Source organism: Comamonas piscis, from assembly GCF_014109725.1.
In the GTDB taxonomy this organism is placed as follows: Bacteria; Pseudomonadota; Gammaproteobacteria; order Burkholderiales; family Burkholderiaceae_C; genus Comamonas; species Comamonas piscis.
Window position 1 is genome coordinate 2,936,093 of sequence record NZ_CP058554.1, and the last position, 24,797, is coordinate 2,960,889.

General features: G+C 62.0%; 18 protein-coding genes. 8 read left to right on the plus strand and 10 right to left on the minus strand.

Annotated features, from left to right (window positions below; all coding sequences use genetic code 11):
• Window positions 1-4: 4 nt before the first annotated feature.
• Entirely contained in the window at window positions 5-2,053 is a 2,049-nt protein-coding gene (locus tag HS961_RS13230) for an ABC-F family ATP-binding cassette domain-containing protein (RefSeq protein WP_182322658.1), read from the minus strand.
• A 290-nt stretch (window positions 2,054-2,343) separates the two neighbouring features.
• Between HS961_RS13230 and HS961_RS13235 the strand changes: the two genes are divergently transcribed.
• Window positions 2,344-3,201: a ferritin-like domain-containing protein gene (locus tag HS961_RS13235; protein WP_182328263.1), complete on the plus strand. Its 858-nt coding sequence runs from the start codon at window positions 2,344-2,346 to the stop codon at window positions 3,199-3,201.
• An 18-nt stretch (window positions 3,202-3,219) separates the two neighbouring features.
• On the opposite strand, the gene prmB is transcribed toward HS961_RS13235, so the two are convergent.
• From prmB to HS961_RS13280, 9 genes are all read right to left on the minus strand, one after another.
• On the minus strand, window positions 3,220-4,131 hold the full coding sequence (gene prmB / locus HS961_RS13240) for a 50S ribosomal protein L3 N(5)-glutamine methyltransferase (protein ID WP_182322660.1): 912 nt from the start codon (window positions 4,129-4,131) through the stop codon (window positions 3,220-3,222).
• A 103-nt stretch (window positions 4,132-4,234) separates the two neighbouring features.
• A complete protein-coding gene (gene dapE, locus HS961_RS13245) occupies window positions 4,235-5,383 on the minus strand; it encodes a succinyl-diaminopimelate desuccinylase (RefSeq protein WP_182322662.1) in 1,149 nt (382 codons plus the stop codon).
• A 110-nt stretch (window positions 5,384-5,493) separates the two neighbouring features.
• Entirely contained in the window at window positions 5,494-6,654 is a 1,161-nt protein-coding gene (locus tag HS961_RS13250) for a PilT/PilU family type 4a pilus ATPase (protein WP_182322664.1), read from the minus strand.
• Between the two features lie 160 nt (window positions 6,655-6,814).
• The gene (gene dapD, locus HS961_RS13255; protein ID WP_182322666.1) at window positions 6,815-7,639 is read right to left on the minus strand and encodes a 2,3,4,5-tetrahydropyridine-2,6-dicarboxylate N-succinyltransferase; all 825 of its coding nucleotides are present in this window, start codon (window positions 7,637-7,639) and stop codon (window positions 6,815-6,817) included.
• 3 nt (window positions 7,640-7,642) lie between these two features.
• Window positions 7,643-8,851 (minus strand): succinyldiaminopimelate transaminase, encoded by a 1,209-nt coding sequence (gene dapC / locus HS961_RS13260; protein ID WP_182322668.1) that lies wholly within the window; start codon window positions 8,849-8,851, stop codon window positions 7,643-7,645.
• Window positions 8,852-8,954: 103 nt separating this feature from the next.
• Window positions 8,955-9,725 (minus strand): RnfABCDGE type electron transport complex subunit B, encoded by a 771-nt coding sequence (locus tag HS961_RS13265; protein ID WP_412101597.1) that lies wholly within the window; start codon window positions 9,723-9,725, stop codon window positions 8,955-8,957.
• Window positions 9,722-11,050 carry a polyhydroxyalkanoate depolymerase gene (locus tag HS961_RS13270; protein WP_182322670.1) on the minus strand — a complete coding sequence of 443 codons (1,329 nt, stop codon included), beginning with the start codon at window positions 11,048-11,050 and terminating at the stop codon, window positions 9,722-9,724. The genes HS961_RS13265 and HS961_RS13270 overlap by 4 nt, the downstream gene beginning before the upstream one ends.
• A 299-nt stretch (window positions 11,051-11,349) precedes the next feature.
• A complete protein-coding gene (locus tag HS961_RS13275; RefSeq protein ID WP_182322672.1) occupies window positions 11,350-12,411 on the minus strand; it encodes a GTP pyrophosphokinase in 1,062 nt (353 codons plus the stop codon).
• Window positions 12,412-12,465: 54 nt separating this feature from the next.
• Window positions 12,466-13,551, minus strand: a complete 1,086-nt coding sequence (locus tag HS961_RS13280; RefSeq protein WP_182322674.1) for an AI-2E family transporter — start codon at window positions 13,549-13,551, stop codon at window positions 12,466-12,468.
• 247 nt (window positions 13,552-13,798) lie between these two features.
• Between HS961_RS13280 and HS961_RS13285 the strand changes: the two genes are divergently transcribed.
• The 7 genes from HS961_RS13285 to alaS all read left to right on the plus strand — a co-directional run bounded on the left by HS961_RS13285 (window position 13,799) and on the right by alaS (window position 24,668).
• Window positions 13,799-16,678 carry a 2-oxoglutarate dehydrogenase E1 component gene (locus tag HS961_RS13285; protein WP_182322676.1) on the plus strand — a complete coding sequence of 960 codons (2,880 nt, stop codon included), beginning with the start codon at window positions 13,799-13,801 and terminating at the stop codon, window positions 16,676-16,678.
• A 39-nt stretch (window positions 16,679-16,717) separates the two neighbouring features.
• Window positions 16,718-17,980 carry a 2-oxoglutarate dehydrogenase complex dihydrolipoyllysine-residue succinyltransferase gene (odhB, locus tag HS961_RS13290; protein ID WP_182322678.1) on the plus strand — a complete coding sequence of 421 codons (1,263 nt, stop codon included), beginning with the start codon at window positions 16,718-16,720 and terminating at the stop codon, window positions 17,978-17,980.
• A gap of 18 nt (window positions 17,981-17,998) precedes the next feature.
• Window positions 17,999-18,508 (plus strand): hypothetical protein, encoded by a 510-nt coding sequence (locus HS961_RS13295; RefSeq protein WP_182322680.1) that lies wholly within the window; start codon window positions 17,999-18,001, stop codon window positions 18,506-18,508.
• Between the two features lie 2 nt (window positions 18,509-18,510).
• The gene (lpdA, locus tag HS961_RS13300) at window positions 18,511-19,938 is read left to right on the plus strand and encodes a dihydrolipoyl dehydrogenase (protein ID WP_182322682.1); all 1,428 of its coding nucleotides are present in this window, start codon (window positions 18,511-18,513) and stop codon (window positions 19,936-19,938) included.
• Window positions 19,939-20,051: 113 nt separating this feature from the next.
• Window positions 20,052-21,155, plus strand: a complete 1,104-nt coding sequence (gene zapE, locus HS961_RS13305; RefSeq protein WP_182322684.1) for a cell division protein ZapE — start codon at window positions 20,052-20,054, stop codon at window positions 21,153-21,155.
• A gap of 16 nt (window positions 21,156-21,171) precedes the next feature.
• On the plus strand, window positions 21,172-21,879 hold the full coding sequence (locus HS961_RS13310) for a hypothetical protein (RefSeq protein WP_182322686.1): 708 nt from the start codon (window positions 21,172-21,174) through the stop codon (window positions 21,877-21,879).
• A gap of 152 nt (window positions 21,880-22,031) precedes the next feature.
• A complete protein-coding gene (gene alaS, locus HS961_RS13315) occupies window positions 22,032-24,668 on the plus strand; it encodes an alanine--tRNA ligase (RefSeq protein ID WP_182322689.1) in 2,637 nt (878 codons plus the stop codon).
• The last annotated feature ends 129 nt before the right edge of the window (window positions 24,669-24,797 follow it).

Below are 24,797 nucleotides of genomic sequence, written 5' to 3' on the forward strand. Positions count from 1 at the left end.
CCGTTTAAGCGGTGGCGTTCAGCTCCTGGCTGATCGCCTCGATCTGCTCAGACAGCTCCAGCCAGCGCTCTTCGAGCTGCTCGATCTCGCCATTGGCGGCGCTCAGCTGCTTGCCGGCTTCGACAATGTCGGTGCTGGACAGGCCCGCGGTGGCGAGCTTGGCTTCCAGCGCATCGCGCTGCGCGTTGAGCTGGGGCAGCTTCTTGTCGATTTGCTCCAGCTCTTTCTTGAAGGGCTTGGTCTTGTCGGCCAGTTGCTGGCGGGCCAGTGCTGCAAGGCGTCGCGCTTCCTTGGGGTCACCCAGCGGTTCTGTCTTGGCGGGGGCAGGCGCTGGCACGGGTGCTGCAACCGGGGCGGCCACCGGCGCGGCAACGGGTGCTGGTGCGGGCGCCGCATCCTTGCTGCGCGATTGCAGATCGGCTTGGCGCGCTTCTTCGCGCAGGCGCTTGGATTCGTCCAGCAGGTAGCGCTGGTAGTCGTCCAGGTCGCCATCGAAGGGGCCGACCTGGCCCCGGCCGACCATCCAGAAGTCCTCGCAGACGGCGCGCAGCAGATGGCGGTCATGGCTGACCAGCATGACGGTGCCGTCAAAGTCGTTCAAGGCCATGGCCAGCGCTTCACGGGTCGCCAGATCCAAGTGGTTGGTAGGCTCATCGAGCAGCAGCAGGTTGGGGCGCTGCCAGACGATCATGGCCAGCACCAGGCGGGCTTTTTCTCCACCGCTCATGCTGCCCACGGCCTGCTTGACCATGTCGCCGCTGAAGTTGAAGGTGCCCAGGAAGCTGCGCAAGTCCTGCTCGCGCCCGCTATTGCCTTCGCTGCCCATTTCGCGGGCCAGGCGGATCATGTGCTCCAGCGGGTTCTCGCTGGGGCGAAGCACGTCCAGCTCCTGCTGCGCAAAGTAGCCGATGTTGAGGCCCTTGCCCTCCGTCACGGTACCGGCCAGCGCCTTCATTTCGCGGGCAATGGTCTTCACCAGGGTCGATTTGCCCTGGCCGTTGGCACCCAGAATGCCGATGCGCTGGCCTGCCAGCACCGAGCGGTTGACCGCTTGCAAGATGGTGGTCTGTTCGCCGTCCTCGTTCTGGTAGCCAAAAGCGGCATCGCTGATGGCCAGCATCGGGTTGGGCAGGTTGGCCGGTTCCTTGAACTCGAAGGTGAAATCAGCTTCGGCCAGTACGGGTGCAATCTTTTCCATGCGGTCCAGCTGCTTGACCCGGCTTTGTGCCTGCTTGGCCTTGCTGGCCTTGGCCTTGAAGCGGTCAATGAACTTCTGCAGGTGGGCCATCTTCTCTTGCTGCTTGGCAAAGCTGGCCTGTTGCAGTTCCAGCTGCTGGGCGCGCAGTTCTTCAAAGCGGCTGTAGTTGCCGCCGTAGCGCGTCAGCTGGCCGGTCTGGATTTGCAGGGTGACATTGGTCACCGCATCGAGAAATTCGCGGTCGTGGCTGATGGTGATCAGCGTGCCGGGGTAGCGCTTGAGCCAGGCTTCGAGCCAGACCAGGGCGTCCAAGTCCAAGTGGTTGGTCGGTTCGTCGAGCAGCAGCAGGTCGCTCGGGCACATCAGTGCGCGGGCCAGCTGCAGGCGCATGCGCCAACCGCCCGAGAAGCTGTTGACCGGATGCTCCAGCTCTTGCACCTTGAAGCCCAGGCCCAAAATCAGCGCCTGCGCGCGAGGCACGGCATCGTGGGCACCTGCATCGGCCAGATCGGCATAGGCCTGGGCGAGGGCCATGCCATCGCCCGACAGCTCAGCCGCTTCCAGCTGGGCCTGCACCTCGACCAGGCGGGTATCGCCTTCCAGCACAAACTGGGTGGCCGATTCATCGGTTTCGGGCATGTGCTGGGACACCTGGCCCATGCGCCACTGGGTGGGGATGTGGAAATCGCCACCGTCTTCCATCAGCGAGCCGTTCAGCAGCGCAAACAAGGTCGACTTGCCCGCGCCGTTGCGGCCGACCAGGCCCACGGATTCGCCCGGATTGATGGTGGTGGTGACGCCGTCAAGCAGCACTTTGGTGCCGCGGCGCAGGGTAATGTTTTTCAGCGTAATCATGAATGGGCTCGATTATCGCCGCCTTGGGCTTGGCCCAGGGCCCTGGGGGGCATAGCGGGCTGTGCCAGACGAGCGCAAACGGGCGCGCTGGCCGACCGTGTTGGCAGTCAAAGGGTGCTTGAGGCTAGGTAGGTCAAGGCCTTGTGCGGTTGTAGGCGGGACTTGTCGTTGAAATCAGTCACATGCTAAGCCTATCCAAGCGGCCAGTGCAGGGCCATACTGCAAGGCGTGGCAAGCGGGTTTTCTGCCATGGCCATCACAAGGACCGTGCGATGACAACAGCCTCAGCAATGCAAGGGCGGCCTGCGGCAGACGAGGGCGCCGATGCCGTCAAGCCAGCCAAGGGTCACTGGCAGCTGGACGATATTGCCTATGCGCAGATCGACCATGCGGCGATCGCGGACGACGAGGACATGTTCTACCTGCTGATGAGCGCGTCCTTTGTCGAGACGGGATCAGATACCTATGCCACCAACCTGGGCGCGCACTATGCGCAGTACCCGGACATCCAGCAGTGGCTGGAAGACCGCTGGGAGCATGAGGAACTTCAACACGGTGCATCGCTGCGCCGCTATGTAGAGACGGTATGGCCCCGCTTTGAATGGCAAAAAGCCTATGACGGCTTTTTTGCCGAGTACGCGCTGCTGTGTACCCAAGAAGCGCTGCTGCCCGATCCGCGCCTAGAGATGGTGGCGCGCTGTGTGGTGGAGACGGGGACCACCGCTTACTACCACACCTTGCGAGAACTCAGCAAAGAGCCGGTGCTCACCGGGCTGCTGGGCAACATCCGCAATGACGAGGTGGGCCATTTCAAGCATTTTTTGGGCTATTTCAAAGGCCTACAGGCGCAAGACCCAGTTGGGCGGCTGCGCATTGCCAGCGCGCTCTACAGCCGCTTGAAGGAGCTGCGCGAGAGTGATTCGGATGTCGCGCTGCGCCATGTGTTTGCGCACAAGGGCGATCTGTTCAGCGACCGGCAGCGCAGCTTTGACGATGTGGCCCAGCGCATCTACCACCTGATCAGCTCGGGCCTGCCAGCCCAGCTAGCCGTGCAGATGCTGCTCAAACCGCTCTTGCTACCGCCCCGTATCGAATCCTGCCTGCACCGGCCCATCAGCCGGCTGGCCTGCCGAATGCTGGCTTATTGAGGCTGGCGGAGCGCCGACTCAGAGCTGCGTGGGTTGCTCTTGCGACCAGTGCATCAGCGCTTCACGGGTCAGCAGCAGCACCTGCTCATCGCCCGCGCTGGTGTCCATCCAGAACACCGGCAAGCCAGGGAAGGCGGCTTCAAAGTATTCGCGCTCGTTGCCGATCTCCAACACCAGCACGCCGTCTTCGTTCAAGCGCTGGGGCAGCGCCAGAATCAGCCCACGCACAAAATCCATGCCATCCTGGCCGCCGGCCAGAGCCAATGCGGGCTCGGCCTGGTATTCGGGCGGCAGGCTGGCCATGCTCTGGGCATTCACATACGGGGGGTTGCAGAGGATTAAATCCCAGGGGCCGCGCGCCTGCGCCATGCCATCGGATTCGACCAGCTGCACGCGGTCCTGCAAGCCGTGCTGGTCCACATTGATGCGGGCGACAGCCAGCGCATCGGCCGACAGATCGGCTCCGGTCACTTGCACATCCGGGTAGGCCATCGCTGCCAGGCAGGCCAGGCTGCCGTTGCCCGTGCACAGGTCCAGCACTTGGCGGGTCTTGTCGCTCAGCCAATCGTCGATACTGCCGTCGGCCAGCAGCTCGGCAATCAGGCTGCGCGGCACGATGGAGCGCTCGTCGATGTAGAAGGGCACGCCTTGCAGCCAGGCCTGTTGCGTCAGGTAGGCAGCAGGCTTGCGGCTGCGGATGCGCTCGGCAATCAGCTGCTCCAGCTTGCTGCGCTGCTCGTCGCTGACCGCTTGGCTGGCGACGGAGTCCGCGCTGTCGGGGCTGGTGTCGCTGTCTACCGGCAGGCCCAGCGACCACAGCACCAGCCAGCTGGCTTCGTCCTGGGCATTGGTCGTTCCATGGCCAAAATGCACGCCAGCAGCGCTCAGGGCAGCTGCGCTGTCATCAATCAGGGTGCGGATGGTGGTCATGGCTCAACTCAGGCAAAAATCAAAGACCGCCATTGTAGGCCTTCCAAGGCATTCAACCGATGCTGCTTACGGGTGCGCCAGCCAAGGGCGGCATATGGCGCAGTCAGCGCGCCAGGTTTTCAAGCACGCGGCGGTAGATGTTCTTCAGCGGCTCGATATCGGCCACGGCCACGCATTCGTCGATCTTGTGGATGGTGGCGTTCGACGGGCCGATCTCGATGACTTCCGGGCAGATGTCGGCCACAAAGCGGCCGTCGCTGGTGCCGCCGGTGGTCGACAAGGTGGTTTCCAGGCCCACTTCGTCGCGGATGGCCTGCTGCACGGCAGTGACCAGCACGCCAGGTGTGGTCAGGAAGGGCTTGCCGCCCAGGGTCCATTTCAGGTCGTATTCGAGCGCGTGGCGCTCCAGGGTGGACTTGACGCGGACCTTGAGGTTCTCGGCGGTTGATTCGGTGCTGAAGCGGAAGTTGAAATCCACCACCATCTGGCCGGGAATCACATTGCCGGCACCGGTGCCCGCATGGATATTGCTCATCTGGAAGCTGGTGGGTGGGAAGAACGCATTGCCCTCGTCCCACACGGTGTTGGCCAGGTCGCCCAGGGCGCCCAGGGCCTGGTGAATCGGGTTGCGGGCCAGCTGGGGGTAGGCGATATGGCCTTGCACGCCATGGATGGTGAGCTTGCCAGTCAGGCTGCCGCGCCGGCCGTTCTTGACCATGTCGCCCAATTTCTGCACAGCCGTGGGCTCGCCCACCAGGCAGTAGTCCAGCACCTGGCCGCGCTGGCGCAGCGCTTCGACGACGACGGCGGTGCCATCGACGCTCGGGCCTTCTTCATCGCTGGTGAGCAAGAGGGCAATATCCAAGGGCGCTGCGGCGTTCTGGGCCACAAACTCTTCGGCCGCCACCACAAAGGCGGCGATGGAGGTCTTCATGTCGCTGGCACCCCGGCCATAGAGCTTGCCATCGCGGTGCGAGGGGGTGAAGGGGTGGGAGTTCCACTGCTCCATCGGGCCGGTGGGCACCACATCGGTGTGGCCGACAAAAACGACCGTCTTCGCACCGGCCACACCGCTGCGGCGCAAGGCCCAGAGGTTGCTGACGCGGAAGCTCTCGGGGCCGCTGTCCATGCGTTCACAGGCAAAACCCAGGGGCTGCAGCAGGTCGGACACCATGTCCAGACAACCTTCGTCGTTGGGCGTCACGGAGGGGCGGGCGATGAGTTGCTCGGTCAGTTGCAGGGTGCGGGACATATCGGCGGTACGGTAGGGCGGGGGGATAAGCAAGCATGCGGCCCGCAGGCCGCATTCAGCGCAAAGAATCAGGGAGCGGGGGTATTGCCCAAGGGGCAACGGCCGCTATCTTACTCTTGGTTCACATCGAGCACGATTTCCGTGAACGAGGCCGCATCGTCCAGCTCAGGCTTGGCAGCGACCTGGGCCTTGGCGGCATTGGCGGCGAGCTGGAAGTCATTTTGCAGGCGCCACATCAGGTTGGTTGGCGAGTCGGCATTGGCCAGCCCTTCCTCGCGGCTGATCTTGCCCGTGTGGATCAACTCGGCCAGCGCACCTTCAAAGGTGACCGAGCCTTCAGCCATGGATTTTTCCATCGCCTCGCGCACGGCGGAGAAGTTGCCTTGCTCGATCATCTCGCCGACCAGCTTGGTGTTGAGCATGACCTCGGTGGCGGCCGTGCGTTTGCCCGACACGGTTTTGACCAGGCGCTGCGAGATGACGGCGCGCATGGCGGAGGCCAGGTCGCCCAGCATGGTGGGGCGTACTTCGACGGGGTAGAAGCTCAGGATCCGGTTGAGCGCATGGTAGCTGTTGTTGCCGTGCAGGGTGGCCAGGCAGAGGTGGCCAGACTGCGCATAGGCAATGGCGGCCGACATGGTCTCGCGGTCGCGGATTTCGCCGATCATGATCACATCGGGCGCCTGGCGCAAGGCGTTCTTCAGGGCTGTTTGCAAGGAGGTGGTATCGCTGCCCACCTCGCGCTGGTTGACGATGGAGCGGCGGTTCGTGAACTGGTATTCGATCGGGTCTTCCACTGTCAGGATGTGGCCGCTTTGCTGGGCGTTGCGGTGGTCGATCATCGCCGCCAGCGAGGTGCTCTTGCCCGAGCCGGTGGCGCCCACAAACAGCACCAGGCCGCGCCGGGCCATGATCAGATCCTTAAAAATCTCGGGCAGACCCAGCTGTTCCAGGCTGGGAATCTCCTGGGGCACAAAACGGATCACCACCGCGCAGCTGCCACGCTGGTGCATGGCACTGACCCGGAAGCGACCCACCCCTTCAAGCGGCACACCGATGTTCAGCTCACCGGTTTCATCGAGCTCTTCGATGCGCTCGGGCGGCACAATCTCGGCTAGCAGGCTGCGGGGCGCATCGGGCGTCAGGGTCTGGTTGTTCAGAGGGATACACTCGCCCTGAATCTTGACAAGTGCCGGCGCATTGGCGGACAGATAGACATCCGAGGCTTTGTTGTCCGCCATCAGGCGCAAGATTCGCTCCATGGTTCCCATGTCGTTTCCCTCCAGTAATTTGTGCTGAGATTGTAGGCTTAGCGAGGCGCTGAATAATAGATGTTGTGCAAGTGCCGCAACCAAACCGCATGGGAGCGTGGCCACAAAAAAGCCCTGCAGCGCAAAGCTTGCAGGGCCTGTGGATCGCCTAGGCGGCGGATCAGTCGCGCAGCAGGTCGTTGATGCTGGTCTTGGCGCGGGTCTCGGGCGTCACTTGCTTGACGATCACGGCGCAGTACAGGCTGTGGCTGCCGTCCTTGGCAGGCATGGAGCCGCTCACCACCACCGAGCCCGAAGGCACGCGGCCGTAGCTGATCTCGCCGGTCATGCGGTTGTAGATCTTGGTGGACTGGCTGATGTACACGCCCATCGAGATGACCGAGTTTTCTTCAACGATCACGCCTTCGACGATTTCGGAGCGGGCGCCGATGAAGCAGTTGTCTTCAATGATCGTGGGGTTGGCTTGCAGCGGCTCGAGCACGCCGCCCAGGCCCACGCCGCCGGAGAGGTGGACGTTCTTGCCCACTTGCGCGCAGGAGCCCACGGTGGCCCAGGTGTCGACCATGGTGCCTTCGCCCACATAGGCGCCGATGTTGACGTAAGAAGGCATCAGGATGGCGCCCTTGGCCACATAGCTGCCGCGGCGTGCCACGGCAGGCGGCACCACGCGCACGCCTGTGGCGGCGATATCGGCTTCGGACATGCCGGCGTACTTGGTCGGCACCTTGTCGTAGAAGTTCAGGTCACCGGCTTGCACCAGCGCGTTGTCCTTCAGGCGGAACGACAGCAGCACGGCCTTCTTGATCCACTGGTGGACGGTCCACTGGCCCACGCTTTCACGGGTGGCCACGCGCAGCTCGCCCTGGTCCAGGGCATTGATCACATGGTCGACTGCATCGACGATTTCTTTGGGGGCAGTGGCGGACGACAAGGTCGTGCGGGCTTCCCAGGCGGATTCGATGATGGTTTGCAGTTGTTGCGTCATGGTTTAGGCTTTTTTCCAGGATTGAATAAATTGGGCGATGCGCTGTGCGGCTTCCAGGCATTCGGCGGTTTGTGCCACCAAGGCCATGCGGATGCGGCCAGCGCCGGGATTGCTGCCATTGAAGTCACGGGCCAGATAGCTGCCTGGCAGAACCGTGACATTGTATTGGGCATAGAGTTCGCGTGCGAACTCGGTGTCGGACAAGCCCATGTGCGCGGGCACGCCGGCCCAGAGGTAGAAGCTGGCGTCGGGCAGCTGCACATCCATCACCGCCGACAGCACCGGCGTGACTTCGGCAAACTTGCGGCGGTACTGCTCGCGGTTGTCTTCGACATGGCGCTCATCGCCCCAGGCGGCAATGCTGGCCGCCTGCACCGGCGGGCTCATCGCGCCGCCCTGGTAGGTGCGGTAGAGCGTAAAGGCTTTGATCAGCTCGGCATCACCGGCGACAAAACCGCTGCGCAGGCCGGGCACATTGCTGCGCTTGGACAGGCTGGTGAAGGACACCAGGCGGCGGAAATCGCTGCGGCCCAGCTGCGCGGCTGCCTGCATGCCGCCCAGCGGTGGCTCGTCGCGGAAGTAGATTTCGCTGTAGCACTCGTCGGATGCAATGACAAAGCTATAGCGGTCGGACAGCTCGAACAGTTTCTTCCACTCATCCAGCGGCATCACCGCGCCGGTGGGATTGCCGGGCGAGCAGACAAAGATCAGCTGCGTGCGCTGCCAGATGTCCTCGGGCACGCTGGCCCAGTCCACCGCAAAGTTCTTGCTGGCGATGCTGGGCACGTAGTAAGGCGTGGCGCCTGCCAGCAGGGCCGCGCCTTCGTAGATTTGGTAGAAGGGGTTGGGGCAGAGTACGACGGGGTCGGGTCGGCTGCTGTCCACCACCGTTTGGGTGAAGGCAAACAGCGCCTCACGGCTGCCGTTGACGGGCAAGGTGTGCTTATGGCCATCCACCTGCAGACCGTAGCGGGTCGATAGCCATTTGGCAAAGGCCTCGCGCAGCGCGGGCGTGCCCGCCGTGGCCGGGTAGACCGCCAAGCCGGCCAGGCTGCCCGAGAGCGCTTGCTCGATAAAGGCGGGGGTGGGGTGGCGGGGCTCACCAATACCCAGGCTGATCGGCGTCTGGTCTGCGGGCGGCGTGACACCGGCAAACAACTGGCGCAGGCGCTCAAACGGGTAGGGCTGCAGTTTCTGAAGCAAGGGGTTCATAAGCCAGCCATTATGGTGCAGCGGCGCCGGATTTTTTGCACGGCGCTGTCATGCCCGGTAGGGGCTTGGCGGCCTTTGCGGGCCGACAGCCGCAGCCCCGCCATTAAGACGAGCGATTGCCGCCTTGTTGCTGCTGGGCTTTGGCCAAAATGGCGGCCAGAATTGCCTTTTTGTCGGTGGCGGCCGGGGCTGCCAGCTGGACCTTGCTGGCGGCGGTATTTTGCAATGCGGCTGCGCTGACGGCGGCGGCCTGGGCTGTTTGTGCCGTGGTGGCTGCCGTGGCCGCGCTCGCATCCGCCGCGGTGTCTGCCGGGCTGAGGTCCAGCGGGCCGTGGGCACGCTCCAGCCGCTGCTGGTGCTTGCGATAGCGCAAGCGGGCGTCATCAGCCTGCGCGGGGCTCCATGCGGCCCAGCCAGTGGCATCGCCGCTGGCATTGTCCAGCTCAATGCAATCGACCGGACAGACCGGCAGGCACAGCTCGCAGCCGGTACAGGCCTCGGCAATGATGCTGTGCATGCGCTTGTTGGCGCCCAAAATCGCGTCGGTGGGACAGGCCTTGATGCACAGGGTGCAGCCGATGCACCAGTTCTCATCGATACGGGCGACGACGCGCACGGCTTCGAGGCCGTTGTCGGGGTTCAGCGGCAACGCGGGCAGGCCGGTGATGGCTGCCAGCCGCGCTACACCTTCCTGGCCGCCGGGCGGGCATTGGTTGATCGCTGCCTCGCGCCGGGCAATGGCCTGGGCATAGTGGCGGCAGTCGGGGTAGCCGCAGCGCGTGCACTGGGTCTGCGGCAAGGCCGCATCAATGGCGCCAATGAAAACAGCCAGCGCTGAGGCTGGCTGGTTGCTGGTTGGGAGGTTATCGGTCACACCGTGTGCAAAGTATTCTGCTTGGAAGTGGCCGATTTTACGCTGCCTGGACGTTCTTCCACCCGGTTGTTGGCAAGGATGAAATCCTTGAGCATCGGGTAGACCATGGTGCGCCAGCGCTTGCCGCTGAAGATGCCATAGTGGCCGGCACCCTTGACTTCGAAGTGGCGGGTATCCACTTGTTTGAGGCCGGTACACAGGTCGTGGGCCGCCTGGGTTTGGCCGGAGCCGGAAATGTCATCGAGCTCGCCTTCCACCGTCAGCAGCGCGCTGTGGCGGATGTCCTGCGGTTTGACCAGCTCCAGATTGCCTTCAGGAGAGCGCACTTCCCAGGTGCCCTTGACCAGTGCAAAGTCCTGGAACACGGTCTTGATGGTTTCCAGGTAATAAGCGGCATCCATGTCGAGCACGGCGTTGTACTCGTCGTAGAACTTGCGGTGGTGCTCGGCGCTGTCTTCATTGCCCTTGAGCAGGTCCTTGAAGTAGTCGTAGTGGCTCGTCGCATGGCGGTCCGGGTTCATGCTGACAAAACCCATGTGCTGCAAAAAGCCCGGGTACACCAAGCGGCCGGCACCAGGGAAGTTGCCGGGTACCGGGTGAATCACATTCGATTCGAACCACTGGAGATCGTGGGTGGTGGCGAGGTTGTTGACCGCAGTGGGCGACTTGCTGGCGTCGATCGGGCCGCCCATCATCGTCATCGACAAGGGGGTCTTCTCACCCCGGCTGGCCATCAGCGACACGGCTGCGAGCACCGGCACCGTGGGCTGGCAGACGCTCACCACATGGCAGTTGCCATAAATACCCTGGATGTGGCGGATGAACTCCTGCACATAGTTGACGTAGTCGTCCAGGTGGAAGATGCCCTCGCTTTGCGGCACCAGGCGCGCATTGGTCCAGTCGGTGATGTAGACCTTGTGGTCCGTCAGCATGGTGCGAACGGTCTCGCGCAGCAAGGTGGCGTAGTGGCCCGACAGGGGGGCCACCACCAGCACCACGGGCTGCTGCTTCATGGAGGCGAGGCTGGTCTGGTCATCCGAGAAGCGCTTGAAGCGGCGCAGCTCGCAAAAGGGCTTGGTCAGCTCGATGCGCTCATGGATGGCGATCTCATGGCCGTTGGCCTCGACAGAGTTGATGTCGAAGGCCGGCTTTTCATAGTCCTTGCCCAGGCGGTAGAACAGGTCAAAGCCCGCAGAGGCGCGCTGCGCCGTGCTGGTCTGGCTGACAGGCCAGAGTGGGTTGCTCAACATCTTCGATGTGGCGTGGGCATATTCTGCAAAGGGCTCCATCAGGGCCCGCTGGGTTTCATACAGTTGGTACAGCATCAAAACTCCGTGAATGTTGCGTTGCAATATAGCAGCAGCCTGTGTCAAAAAGCATGGTCGTGCATGCTCGTAAACACGGGGAGAGGTCCGAAAACCGTGTTCTGCGCCTTCGTCTGCGCTGTGCTAACCCCGCCTGGCAGCCGCATGGCCGCTGCAATGCGGCAGTTGGCCGGACGTTTTTACAAAGATTGACTTTAGCTAATGGCCGAGGGCCTTGCTAGAGTATTTTTCTGGCGACCTGCATGGATGCCATCGGCGAGACCCAAGGGGCTGATCCGCGCATGGCAGCGCTGTGTTGCTCAATCTTCGCTGGTGCTGTTGGCCGGCTGACGCTGCAGCCATTCTTCAAAGGCCTCACGGGCGGAGTTGCGCAGTGTTTTGCGAAAGCGCTGCTTGTCCTCCAGATAGAGGCAGTGGCGCATCACCGTGAAAGGGTTGAAGCTACTCGACGGGTAGCGGTGCTGGAAATCGGCTTTGTAATGGCGCACTGTGGTGACGTGCTTTTGCACCACGGCAAACAGCCAGCCTGCGTGGCGCACCGCAAAGTCATGCAGCAGCTCATCGAGGAAGAACTCCACCTTTTGCGGATCGAACTCGTAGCCGGGAAAGTGCTTGTGGCCAAAGGCAACAAAGCTGAAGGCATCGAGCGGCTCATTGTCTGCCTCTCCCAATGCGCCCTCAGCCTCGTCTTCGGCGCGCGAGAGCGCCAGTGCCTGGCTGGTTTCATTGCGGATCTGCAAAAATTCGCGGTCGGCCAACTCGAACAGCGCCGACAGAATATTGATGCGGCGCTTGAGGTTGGTCGGGATGGACTTCTTGTACTTGATCTTGTGGTCCAGCTCGCTCCAGGAGTCCTGGATGATGGTGCGGATCTGCAGCTCGAAGGCCTGGTCGGCATAGGCATGGTGCTCGGTCAGCTGCGATTGCTGCTGGTTGAGCCGCAGATCCATGTGGATGCCCTTGTAGCCGAACTCGGACTCGGAGTCCTCCATCGGCGAGGTCTTGTCCGTGATGTCGATCACATCGAAGTACTCGCGCACCCGGGACATGATGGCCGGTGGCTCATCCTCATACAGGCAGACCACGCGCACGCCGATCAGGTCGGTGATGTAATCCTGGATGGCATAGTCTTCCGAATGGTCCTCGACAAAGTTGCGGTACTTGCGCTTGAATTTGCGCACGCATTCGTCGGCCGTTTTCACCCGGCATTCGAACTTGGCGATGTTGACGCCTTCGAGGTTGCTCAAGATCGCATGGATCAGCGCGTTATAAGAAGCCGCCGCTGCCTTGAGGGTGGGCAACTGGGCGGCATAGAAATCCAGGAACTCCTGTTTGCGGGATTCAAAATCGCGAGAGGGCATGGCGTAGGGCAGCAGGGTAGAGGGGCGGGCGCAACGCCCGCCAATGACAAGAAATTACTTGGCGCTATTGTCCACCTCGGCGGAGTCGCTGATGTGGGCTTGGGGCGCAAAAAGATCCCAAACGGCGATGAACAGCGCCGCAATCAGTGGACCGATGACAAAACCCGTCAAACCAAACAGGGACAGGCCGCCCAGGGTCGATATCAAGATCAGGTAGTCGGGCATCTTGGTGTCCTTGCCCACCAGCAGCGGGCGCAGCACGTTGTCGACCATGCCCATGATGCCTGCACCGTAGCCCGTCAGAATGAGGCCTTCGGTGGTGGAGCCGGTGGCAAAGTAATAAATGGCAACCGGACCCCAGACGATGGCGGCGCCCACGGCGGGCAGCAGCGACAGAAAAGCCATCACCACGCCCCAGAGCAGCGACGCCTCGATGCCCAAAATCCAGAAGATGATGCCGCCCAAGGCGCCCTGGGTGGCAGCGACCGCCAGATTGCCTTTGACGGTGGCGCGCACCACGGTGATGAACTTGGCGCCCAGCTTGCGTTTGTGGGAATCGTCGAGCGGGGTGGCGGCCAAAATCTTGCGGATCAAGGTCTTGCCATCGCGCAGGAAGAAGAACAACAGGTAGAGCATGATGCAGAAGCTCACCAGAAAGCCCATGGTGTTCTGGCCAATGGCCAATACCTTGGTCGCCACATACTGGCTGGCCTGCACGGAGATACCGGAAATCTTTTCCTGGATCACCCGGGGATCGTTCAGGTTGAAGCGGGTGAGCAGGTCCAACACCCACTGCGGCATGGCGTTGTAGATCTGCTGGAAGTACTGGCCAAAGTTCATCTCACCCGAGTGCACGCTCTCGTAGATGGTGGCGGCTTCCTTGGCCAGCGAAATCGACAGCAGGATCAGCGGCAGGATGACCAGCACCAGGCAAAGCATCAGCGTAATCAGGGCCGCAATAGTCGGGTATTTGGGGAGGCGGACCAGGATTTTTTTGTGTAGAGGCGTAAACACAACAGCGAAGATCACCGCCCAGAAAACGGCCCCCTGGAAGGGGAAAAGCACGGCAAAAAAGGCAATGCTGACGCCTATTAGCAGCAAGATGAATGCTTTGTCGTGGAGGGGATGGTTGTTGAACATCGAGCGCTAGGGTGTAAATGGATAGCGCAAATGTATCTGAGTCCTGCGCAAAGCCACGTAAGCGCGATCCGACGTCTGCAGGCTCAGGGCCATCCAAGGACAACCCTAGGCGGAAGTGGCACAATGCTGGTTGTACGGCCCTTCCCAGCCACAGTCGCATCCGCCAATCGGTTCAGCCGTGTCGCGGAAGGTTGTTTATATGCACCAGCTAATGCTTTCCAGAGGAAAGCGGAGGTCAGCGGAGAAAATGAGCGATACGAATTCTGTGTATCAAGCCTATCAAGGCAACACGTATCTTTTCGGCGGCAATGCCCCCTATGTCGAAGAGATGTATGAAAACTATCTGGATAACCCAGGCAGCGTACCAGACACCTGGCGCGCTTACTTTGATGCACTGCAAAACGTCCCCGCATTGGACGGCAGCAATTCCAAGGATGTCCCTCATCTCCCGGTTGTCAATGCGTTCGCCGAACGTGCCAAGCAAGGTGGCACCAAGGTCGTTGTCGCGTCTGGCGCTGACTCCGAGCTGGGCCGCAAGCGCACCGCCGTTCAGCAGCTGATTGCTGCTTACCGCAATGTGGGCGCACGCTGGGCTGATCTCGATCCCTTGAAGCGCCAAGAGCGCCCAGAGATTCCAGAACTGGATCCGGCTTTCTACGGCTTCGCTGATGCCGACCAGGAAACCGTGTTCAACACCAGCAACACGTTCTTCGGCAAGGAATCGATGCCGTTGCGTGAGCTGCTCAATGCACTGCGCGAAACCTACTGCGGCACCCTGGGTGCCGAGTACATGTACGCCTCCGAGCAGAACCAAAAGCGCTGGTGGCAGCAAAAGCTGGAAACCATCCGCAGCAAGCCTGCCTTCAATGCCGATCAGAAAAAGCGCATCCTCGATCGCCTGACCGCAGCCGAAGGCCTGGAGCGTTTCCTGCATACCAAGTATGTGGGCCAAAAGCGCTTCTCGCTGGAAGGTGGCGAGTCCTTCATCGTGGCGATGGACCAGTTGATCAATGCCGCTGGCGTGACCGGCGTGCAGGAAATCGTCATCGGCATGGCCCACCGTGGCCGTCTGAACGTGCTGGTCAACACCCTGGGCAAGATGCCCAAGGACCTGTTTGCCGAGTTCGACCACACCGCCCCTGAAGAGCTGACCGCTGGTGACGTGAAGTACCACCAGGGCTTCAGCTCCGATGTGTCGACTGTTGGCGGCCCGGTGCACCTGTCGCTGGCCTTCAATCCCTCGCACTTGGAGATCGTCAATCCCGTGGTCGAAGGCTCGGTGCGCTCGCGCATGGACCGCCGCAACGACCCGCAAGGCAAGCAAGTGCTGCCCGTGCTGGTACACGGTGACGCAGCCTTCGCCGGCCAGGGTGTGAACCAGGAAACGCTGGCACTGTCCGAAACCCGTGGCTACACCACCGGCGGCACCGTGCACATCATCATCAACAACCAGATTGGTTTCACGACCTCGGATCCGCGCGATCTGCGTTCGACCACGTATTGCACCGACATCGTCAAGATGATCGATTCGCCGGTGCTGCACGTCAATGGCGATGATCCTGAAGCAGTGGCCCTGGCCATGCAGATGGCACTGGACTTCCGCATGGAGTTCGCCAAAGACATCGTGGTGGACATCATCTGCTACCGCAAGTTGGGCCACAACGAGCAGGACACCCCTGCGCTGACCCAGCCGCTGATGTACAAGAAGATTGCCCAGCACCCTGGCACTCGCAAGCTCTACGCCGACAAGCTGGCCACGCAAGGCCTGGGCGAGACCCTGGGTGATGACATGGCCAAGGCCTACCGCGCTGCGATGGATGCGGGCAAGCACACGGTTGATCCGGTGCTGACCAACTTCAAGAGCCAGTACGCGGTCGATTGGAGCCCCTTCTTGAACAAGAAGTGGACCGACGTGGCGGACACGGCGATCCCTGTTGCCGAGTGGAAGCGTCTGGCCGAGCGCGTGACGACCCTGCCGGAATCGGTCAACCCGCACCAGCTGGTCAAGAAGGTGTATGACGACCGCGCAGCGATGGGCCGTGGCGACATCAACGTGGACTGGGGCATGGGTGAAACCATGGCCTACGCTTCGCTGGTGGCCTCCGGTTACCCGATCCGCCTGTCTGGTGAAGACAGCGGCCGCGGCACCTTCACCCACCGCCACTCGGTCGTGCACGACCAAAAGCGTGAGAAGTGGGACGAGGGCACCTACATCCCTCTGCAGAACGTGGCCGACAACCAGGCTCCGTTCACCGTGATCGACTCCATCCTGTCCGAAGAGGCAGTGCTGGGCTTTGAATACGGCTACGCCTCCAACGATCCCAACACCCTGGTGATCTGGGAAGCGCAGTTCGGCGACTTCGCCAACGGCGCGCAGGTGGTGATCGACCAGTTCATCGCCTCCGGCGAAGTGAAGTGGGGCCGTGTCAATGGCCTGACCTTGATGCTGCCACACGGCTACGAAGGCCAAGGCCCTGAGCACAGCTCGGCACGCCTGGAACGTTTCATGCAGCTGTCGGCTGACCAGAACATGCAAGTGACCCAGCCGACCACGGCTGCGCAGATCTTCCATTTGCTGCGTCGCCAGATGGTGCGTCCGCTGCGCAAGCCGCTGATCATCATGACGCCCAAGTCGCTGCTGCGTAACAAGGACGCCACCTCGCCGGTGTCGGAATTCACCTCCGGTGGCTTCCAGACCGTGATTGGCGAGCGCGATGAGGCGATTGTTGCCAATGCCGACAAGGTCAAGCGCGTGATCGCTTGCTCGGGCAAGGTCTATTACGACTTGGTCAAGAAGCGCACCGAAGAAGGCAGCACCGACGTGGCCATCATCCGTGTCGAGCAGCTCTATCCGTTCCCGCACAAGGTGTTCGCTGCTGAACTGAAGAAGTACAGCAACGCCAAGGACATCGTGTGGTGCCAGGACGAGCCGCAAAACCAGGGTGCCTGGTTCTTTGTGCAGCACTACATCCACGAGAACATGATCGACGGTCAGAAGCTGGGCTACTCCGGCCGCGCACCATCGGCATCGCCTGCAGTGGGTTATTCGCACCTGCACCAAGAGCAGCAAAAGGCGCTGGTCGAAGGCGCATTCGCCAAGCTCAAGGGCTTTGTGCTGACCAAGTAAGCACGACCTCAGCATTTAACGAATACAGAAAGAATTGATATGGCCATCGTAGAAGTCAAAGTCCCCCAGCTGTCCGAGTCGATCGCTGAAGCCACCATGCTGACCTGGAAGAAGAAGGCCGGCGAAGCTGTTGCTGTCGACGAAATCCTGATCGAGATCGAAACCGACAAGGTCGTGCTCGAAGTGCCAGCCCCCGCTGCTGGCGTGCTGACCGAGATCGTGCAAGGCGACGGCGCCACTGTGATCGCTGAGCAGCTGATCGCCAAGATCGATACCGAAGCCGTGGCTGGTGCCGCTGCAGCCCCCGCTGCCGCAGCACCTGCACCCGCCGCTGCCGCTCCAGCCCCTGCTGCTGCACCCGCAGCCGCTGGTGGCAACAAGGGCGATGTGGCCATGCCTGCTGCTGCCAAGCTGCTGGCTGACAACAACCTAGCAGTCGGCGCTGTGGCCGGATCCGGCAAGGACGGCCGCGTCACCAAGGGTGATGTGCTGGCCGCTGTGGCTGGTGGCGTCAAGTCCACCGCTGCGGCGATCCCCACCGGCGCACCTACCAAGTCGCTGCCGCAAGTGGCATCGCCTGCCGCTGCCCAAGATCTGGGCGAGCGCCCAGAGCAACGCGTGCCGATGAGCCGTCTGCGTGCCCGTATCGCCGAGCGTCTGCTGCAATCGCAGTCGACCAACGCGATCCTGACCACGTTCAACGAAGTGAACATGGCGCCCGTGATGGCCCTGCGCAAGAAGTTCCAGGACGACTTCACCAAGGAACACGGCGTGAAGCTGGGCTTCATGTCCTTCTTCGTAAAGGCGGCTGTGCACGCCTTGAAGAAGTACCCCGTGCTGAACGCTTCGGTCGATGGCAGCGACATCATCTACCACGGCTACTTCGACATCGGTATCGCCGTGGGCTCGCCACGCGGTCTGGTGGTGCCCATCCTGCGCAATGCAGACCAGATGAGCTTCGCCGACATCGAGAAGAAAATTGCTGAATTCGGCAAGAAGGCGGCAGACGGCAAGCTGGGCATCGAAGACATGACCGGCGGCACCTTCTCCATCTCCAACGGTGGTACCTTCGGCTCGATGATGTCTACCCCCATCATCAACCCACCCCAATCGGCCATCCTGGGCGTTCACGCCACCAAGGACCGCGCCGTGGTTGAAAACGGCCAAGTCGTGGTGCGTCCGATGAACTACTTCGCGATGTCCTACGACCACCGCATCATCGACGGCCGCGAAGCCGTGCTGGGCCTGGTGGCGATGAAGGATGCGCTGGAAGATCCATCGCGTCTGCTGTTCGACCTGTAATCAGGTAGCCGGGCAGTGATGCTACGCGCCTTGGTTGCTGCGGCCTCTGCGTTGGTGCTGGGTGCCTGCGGCACCATGCCCCGTCCTGCTGCGCAGGATGTGGCAGCCCAGAGCTGGAGCGGTGATTACCGCTTCCAGTGGGCGGCGGGCACGCAGGCCGCACGACGCGGAATCCCCGCACCGGCACAGGTTCGCATTCGCCCCATCACCTCTGCCAAGGAGGTGCCAGGCGCAAAGGCGGACGGAAATGGCCCGCAATGGGCCATTTCCTTTGTTGGCGAGCCCGGTGCGCCGCTGCCGCTCATCCCTTTCAAGGCCAAGGGCTATGAAGAGATGGGCTGGGCGGCGATGCGTGCGGGCGGCAAGATCGCATGTCTGGAGTCCGGCTCCTTCATGTTTGTCTGCCGCACGCATCCTGGCACGACCTTGTCGTTCGGTCGGCAGAACGACGAACAACTGACCTCCAAAACGGGCCTCTTCGGTGTGGCATTGCACCAGGGCAGTTTTGAACTAACACCATTGGATTAATCATGAGCAAGCAATTTGATGTCGTCGTGATCGGCGGCGGCCCCGGCGGCTATGTGGCTGCCATCCGTGCAGCCCAGCTGGGCATGCAAGTGGCATGTATCGACGAGTGGAAGAACGCCGCTGGCGGCCCGGCACTGGGCGGCACCTGCACCAACGTGGGTTGCATCCCCTCGAAGGCGCTGCTGCAGTCGTCCGAGCATTTCGAGCATGCCAACCTGCACTTTGCAGACCACGGCATCTCCACCGGCAAGGTGAGCATGGATGTGGCCAAGATGATTGCCCGCAAGGACACTGTCGTCAAGCAGAACAACGACGGTATCCAGTACCTGTTCAAGAAGAACAAGATCACTTTCTTCCACGGCCGTGGCTCCTTCGTGAAGGCCGTTGATGGCGGTTACGAAATCAAGGTCGCTGGCAAGGAAGAAGAGTCCATCACCGGCAAGCAGATCATTGTGGCCACCGGCTCCAATGCCCGCGCACTGCCTGGCACGCCATTCGATGAAGAGCGCATTCTGTCGAACGACGGCGCCCTGCGCCTGGGCGCTGCGCCCAAGAAGCTGGCCCTCATCGGCGCTGGCGTGATCGGCCTGGAAATGGGTTCGGTCTGGCGCCGTCTGGGCACCGAAGTGACGGTGCTCGAAGGCATGGACAAGTTCCTGTCCGCTGTGGACGACCAAATCGCCAAGGAAGCCAAGAAGTCTTTCGACAAGCAAGGTCTGAAGATCGAGCTGGGCGTGAAGGTTGGCGAGATCAAGGCCGACAAGAAGGGCGTGCAGATCAGCTACACCAATGCCAAGGGTGAAGCCCAGCAGCTGGATGTGGACCGCCTGATCGTGTCCATCGGCCGCGTGGCCAACACCATCGGCCTGGCTGCCGAAGCCGTGGGCCTGGCCCTGGACGAGCGCGGTGCCATCGTCGTGGACGAAAACTGCAAGACCAACCTGCCCGGCGTCTGGGCGGTGGGCGATGTGGTGCGTGGCCCGATGCTGGCCCACAAGGCCGAGGAAGAGGGCGTTGCCGTCGCTGAGCGCATTGCCGGTCAACACGGCCATGTGAACTTTGCGACCATCCCTTGGGTGATTTACACCAGCCCCGAGATCGCATGGGTGGGCCGCACCGAGCAGCAGCTCAAGGCTGACGGCGTGGCTTACAAGGCGGGCACTTTCCCGTTCCTGGCCAACGGCCGCGCACGTGCGCTGGGCGACACGACCGGTATGGTCAAGTTCCTGGCCGATGCCAAGACCGACGAAATCCTGGGCGTTCACATGGTCGGCCCGATGGTCTCGGAGCTGATCTCGGAAGCCGTGGTGGCCATGGAGTTCAAGGCTTCGAGCGAAGACATCGCCCGTATCTGCCACGCCCACCCATCCTTGTCGGAAGCGACCAAGGAAGCGGCCCTGGCCGTGGACAAGCGCACCTTGAATTTCTGATCCTGAAGTTTTAGGCGAAAATAGCCTCTGGTGCAGATCGGTTCTGCGCCAGAGGCTATGTCATTTAGAAGGCCGTAAACAGGTTCTTATAGCAACAAGAGATTGAGACACCCATGGGTACAGCGGTAAGAGATGCATACGAGGCCGAACTCAAGGCCAAGGGTTTTCAAAGTGATCCGGCACAGATGCGTGCGGTGGACGCCTTGCAGCGCTGTGCCGACGAGTGGGAGGTGTACAAGAACAAGCGTTCCAACCCGCTCAAGAAGCTGATCAACCACCCCGATATCCCCAAAGGCGTGTACATGTACGGCGGGGTGGGGCGCGGCAAGAGCTTCATCATGGATTGCTTTTTCAATGCCGTGCCACTGCGCCGCAAGGTGCGCCTGCATTTCCATGAGTTCATGCGCGAGGTGCAGCGCGAGCTGACCTTGCTCAAAGGCACGCAGGACCCGCTCGATGTGCTGGGCGCCAAGATCGCCAAAAAATACAAGCTGATCTGCTTTGATGAGTTCCATGTGGCGGACATCACCGATGCGATGATCCTCTACCGCCTGCTGCTGGCCCTGTTCAACAACGGCGTGGGCTTTGTCACCACCTCCAATTTCACACCCGATGGCCTCTACCCCGATGGCCTGCACCGCGACCGCATCCTGCCGGCGATTGACCTGCTCAACGAACGCATGGATGTGATCAACGTCGACAACGGTACCGACTACCGCCGCCGTGCGCTGGAGCTGGCCCAGCTCTACCACACGCCGCTGGGGCCCGAGGCCGATGCGGCGATGGAGCAGACCTTTGCGACACTCGCCGAGGTGCCCGATGAAAAGCCGGTGTTCAAGATCGAATCGCGTGAGCTCAAGCCGCGCCGCCGTGCTGGCGGTGTGATCTGGTTTGATTTCCATGAGCTTTGCGTCAACCCGCGCTCGCAAAACGACTACCTGGAGCTGGCCACCCAGTTCCACACCGTACTGCTGTCCAATGTGCCGCAGATGTTTGTCAACATGGCCTCGCCTGCGCGCCGCTTCACCTGGCTGATCGATGTGCTCTACGACCGCCGGGTCAAGCTGATCTTGTCGGCCGCCGTGCCTCCCGAGCAGCTCTACACCGAGGGGCCGCTGTCCCATGAGTTTCCGCGCACCGTCTCGCGCCTCAACGAGATGCAGTCGCAGGAGTATTTGTCGCTGGAGCGACGCGTGGTTGATACCGCGCTGACTTGAGAGAAGAGAGGGTTTTATGCCTCGTTTGAACACCCTGACCCTGGCGCTGCTGCTGGCCGCTGGTGGCCTGGCCCAGGCCGCCACCAGCAAGGCCACGACCGCGCAAGATCGCACACAGGCCCGCGCACACATCGCCTCCGAGCGCAAGGACAGCGAAGCGCGCCTGGCCAACAACGAAAAGATCTGCTACCAGCACTTTGCGGTTACCGACTGCCTGCAGAAAGTGCGCCGCCAGTACAACACCGAAGAGCGCGCACTGCGCCAGCGCGAGCTGGCCATCAACGCGCAAGAGCGGGACGAGAAAACTGCCAACCAGCGTGATTCCCGTGCCTCCAAGCAAAATGATTTTGAGCGCAAGCACCCGCCGCTTGATGGCGGTGCCTTGAGCCAGCCTGATCTGGAGCAGCGCCAAAAAGAGCACGATGAACAGGCCGCCCAGCGCAGCAGCCATGGCCCCAAGCGCAATGCCGAGGGCATGGCCGAGCAGCAGCAGCGCCGCGAGCAGGATGCCGCGCACCGTGCTACCAGCCAGGCTGGCAAGGTTGACAGCAAGCAGCGCACGCAGCAGCGGCACAACGAAGAGCGCGCCGACAACATCAGCGCGGCACAAGAGGAATTTGACGCCAAGCAAGAGGCGGCGCAGCGCCGCCTGGAAGCCCATGACAAGCGCATGAAGGAGCAAGAGGGCAAGCGCAAGGCTGCGCCTTTGCCCGTTCCCCAATAAACAGCGGCTAGCTGCGGGTAGCTGTGCTGTGCCATGCGCCCTTGGTGCTAGGCAATGCGGCCCCCTCTGGATAACACCAAACCCTATAATGGAAGATTCGCGCCCGCACCGCTTCAGGGGAAGCCGGGCAGGCGCCACCACTGCCTGACACCATGAGTACACCCACTTTTTCCGTCGCTGAGATCCGCAAGACCTTCCTGGACTTTTTTGCGTCCAAGGGGCACACCATTGTTCCGTCCAGCCCGCTGGTTCCCGGCAACGACCCGACGCTGATGTTCACCAACTCCGGCATGGTGCAGTTCAAGGATGTGTTCCTGGGCACCGACAAGCGCCCCTACACCCGGGCGACGAGCGTGCAGACCTGCCTGCGCGCGGGCGGCAAGCACAACGACTTGGAAAACGTGGGCTACACCGCGCGCCACCATACCTTCTTCGAAATGCTGGGCAACTGGTCCTTTGGCGACTACTTCAAGCGCGAATCGCTGAAGTGGGCCTGGGAGTTGCTGACCGAGGTCTACAAGCTGCCGGCAGAGAAGCTGCTGGCGACCGTCTACGAAGAAGACGACGAAGCCTACGACATCTGGACCAAGGAAATCGGTCTGCCCCCGGAGCGCGTGATCCGCATCGGCGACAACAAGGGTGGCCGCTATAAGAGCGACAACTTCTGGATGATGGCCGACACCGGCCCTTGCGGCCCCTGCTCCGAGATCTTCTACGACCACGGCCCGCACATTGCCGGTGGCCCTCCAGGCTCGCCCGATGAAGATGGTGACCGTTTCATCGAGATCTGGAACAACGTGTTCATGCAGTTCGACATGGCCGAAGACGGCTCGGTCAAGCCGCTGCCAGCCCCTTGCGTGGATACCGGCATGGGCCTGGAGCGCCTGGCCGCCATCTTGCAGCATGTGCACAGCAACTACGAAATCGACCTGTTCCAGGCCCTCATCAAGGGCGCTGGACGCGAGACGCATATCGAAGATCTGGAAACCCCTTCGCTGAAGGTGATCGCCGACCACATCCGCGCCACCGCCTTCCTGGTGGCCGATGGCGTGATCCCGTCGAACGAAGGTCGCGGCTATGTGCAGCGCCGCATCATCCGCCGCGCGATTCGCCACGGCTACAAGCTCGGCCAGAAGACCCCCTTCTTCCACAAGCTGGTCAAGGATCTGGTTGCCGTGATGGGCGATGCCTACCCCAAGATCCGCGAGCAAGAGGCGCGTATCACCGAGGTGCTGAAGGTCGAGGAGGAGCGCTTCTTCGAGACCCTCGCCAATGGCATGGAGATTCTGGACAGCGCGCTGGCCGGTGGTGCCCAGGGGCTGCCCGGTGATGTGGCCTTCAAGCTGCACGACACCTATGGCTTCCCGCTCGACCTGTCCAACGACGTGGCGCGCGAGCGCGGCCTGAGCGTGGACGAGGCCGGCTTCCATGCCGCGATGGAGCAGCAAAAGAGCCAGGCCCGTGCAGCGGGCAAGTTCAAGATGGACCGCGCGCTGGAATACACCGGCGCGGCCAGTGCATTCACCGGCTACGAGAACCTGGAAGACACGGGCGCCGTGGTGGCTTTGTACGTCAATGGCGAGTCTCGTCAGGAGATTAAAGCGGGCGAGCAGGCTATCGTGGTTCTGGACATCACACCTTTCTACGCGGAAAGCGGTGGTCAGGTGGGCGACCAAGGTGTGTTCAAGCTTGCCAATCGCGCGGGTGAAGCTTATTTCATGGTGGAGGACACGCAGAAGATCAAGTCTGACGTGTTCGGTCACCACGGTAAGTTGAAGGAAGGCAGCCTGTCGGTAGGCGACGATGTGATCGCTATTGTGGACCAGAGCGCACGCGCCGCCACCATGCGCAACCACTCCGTCACCCACATCATGCACAAGGCGCTGCGTGAAGTGCTTGGCGACCATGTGCAGCAAAAGGGCAGCCTGGTCAATGCCGACCGCACCCGTTTTGACTTTGCGCACAACAGCCCCGTGACCGATGCGCAAAAGCGCGAGATCGAAAAGCGCGTGAATGCCGAGATCCTGGCGAACACGCCAACGGGTGCGCGCGTGATGGACATCGAGAGCGCACAGAAGACCGGCGCGATGATGCTGTTTGGCGAAAAGTACGGCGAAACCGTTCGCGTGCTGGACATCGGTACCAGCCGCGAACTCTGCGGCGGCACCCATGTGCAACGCACGGGTGATATCGGCCTGTTCAAGGTCGTGGCCGAAGGCGGCGTGGCCGCTGGCGTGCGACGTATTGAAGCGGTGACCGGCGAGAACGCGCTGGCCTACCTGCAGACCCTGGAGTCGACGGTGGACGAAGCCGCCGCGACCTTGAAGGCCCCCGTGGCCGAGCTGAACCACCGCATTGGTGGCGCGCTCGACCAGATCAAGGCGCTGGAGAAGGAACTGGCCCAGCTCAAGGGCAAGCTCGCATCCAACCAGGGCGACGAGCTGGCTGGCCAGGCCGTGGACGTCAAGGGCATCAAGGTGCTGGCTGCCACCCTGGATGGCGCCGATGCCAAGGCGCTGCGCGACACCATGGACAAGCTCAAGGACAAGCTGGGCACCGCTGCCATCGTGTTGGCGGCTATCGACGGCGACAAGGTGCAACTGGCCGCAGGCGTGACCAAGGACAGCATTGGCAAGCTGAAAGCCGGTGACCTGGTGAACTTTGTCGCCCAGCAAGTGGGCGGCAAGGGCGGCGGCAAGCCCGACATGGCCATGGCTGGCGGCACCAACCCAGCCGGCCTGGCGCAAGCGCTGGCGGGCGTTCAGGCCTGGGTGGCCGAGCGGGTCTGACAGCGGTTTAAGCCGCTTCGCACTCCCCAACGAGCCTCCTGCCATGCAGGGGGCTTTTTTGCGTCCGCATGGCAGCTGTCGCATCGCCATTCTGACCATTTCGCATGGCGGTACGTAGTCGCACGTAAC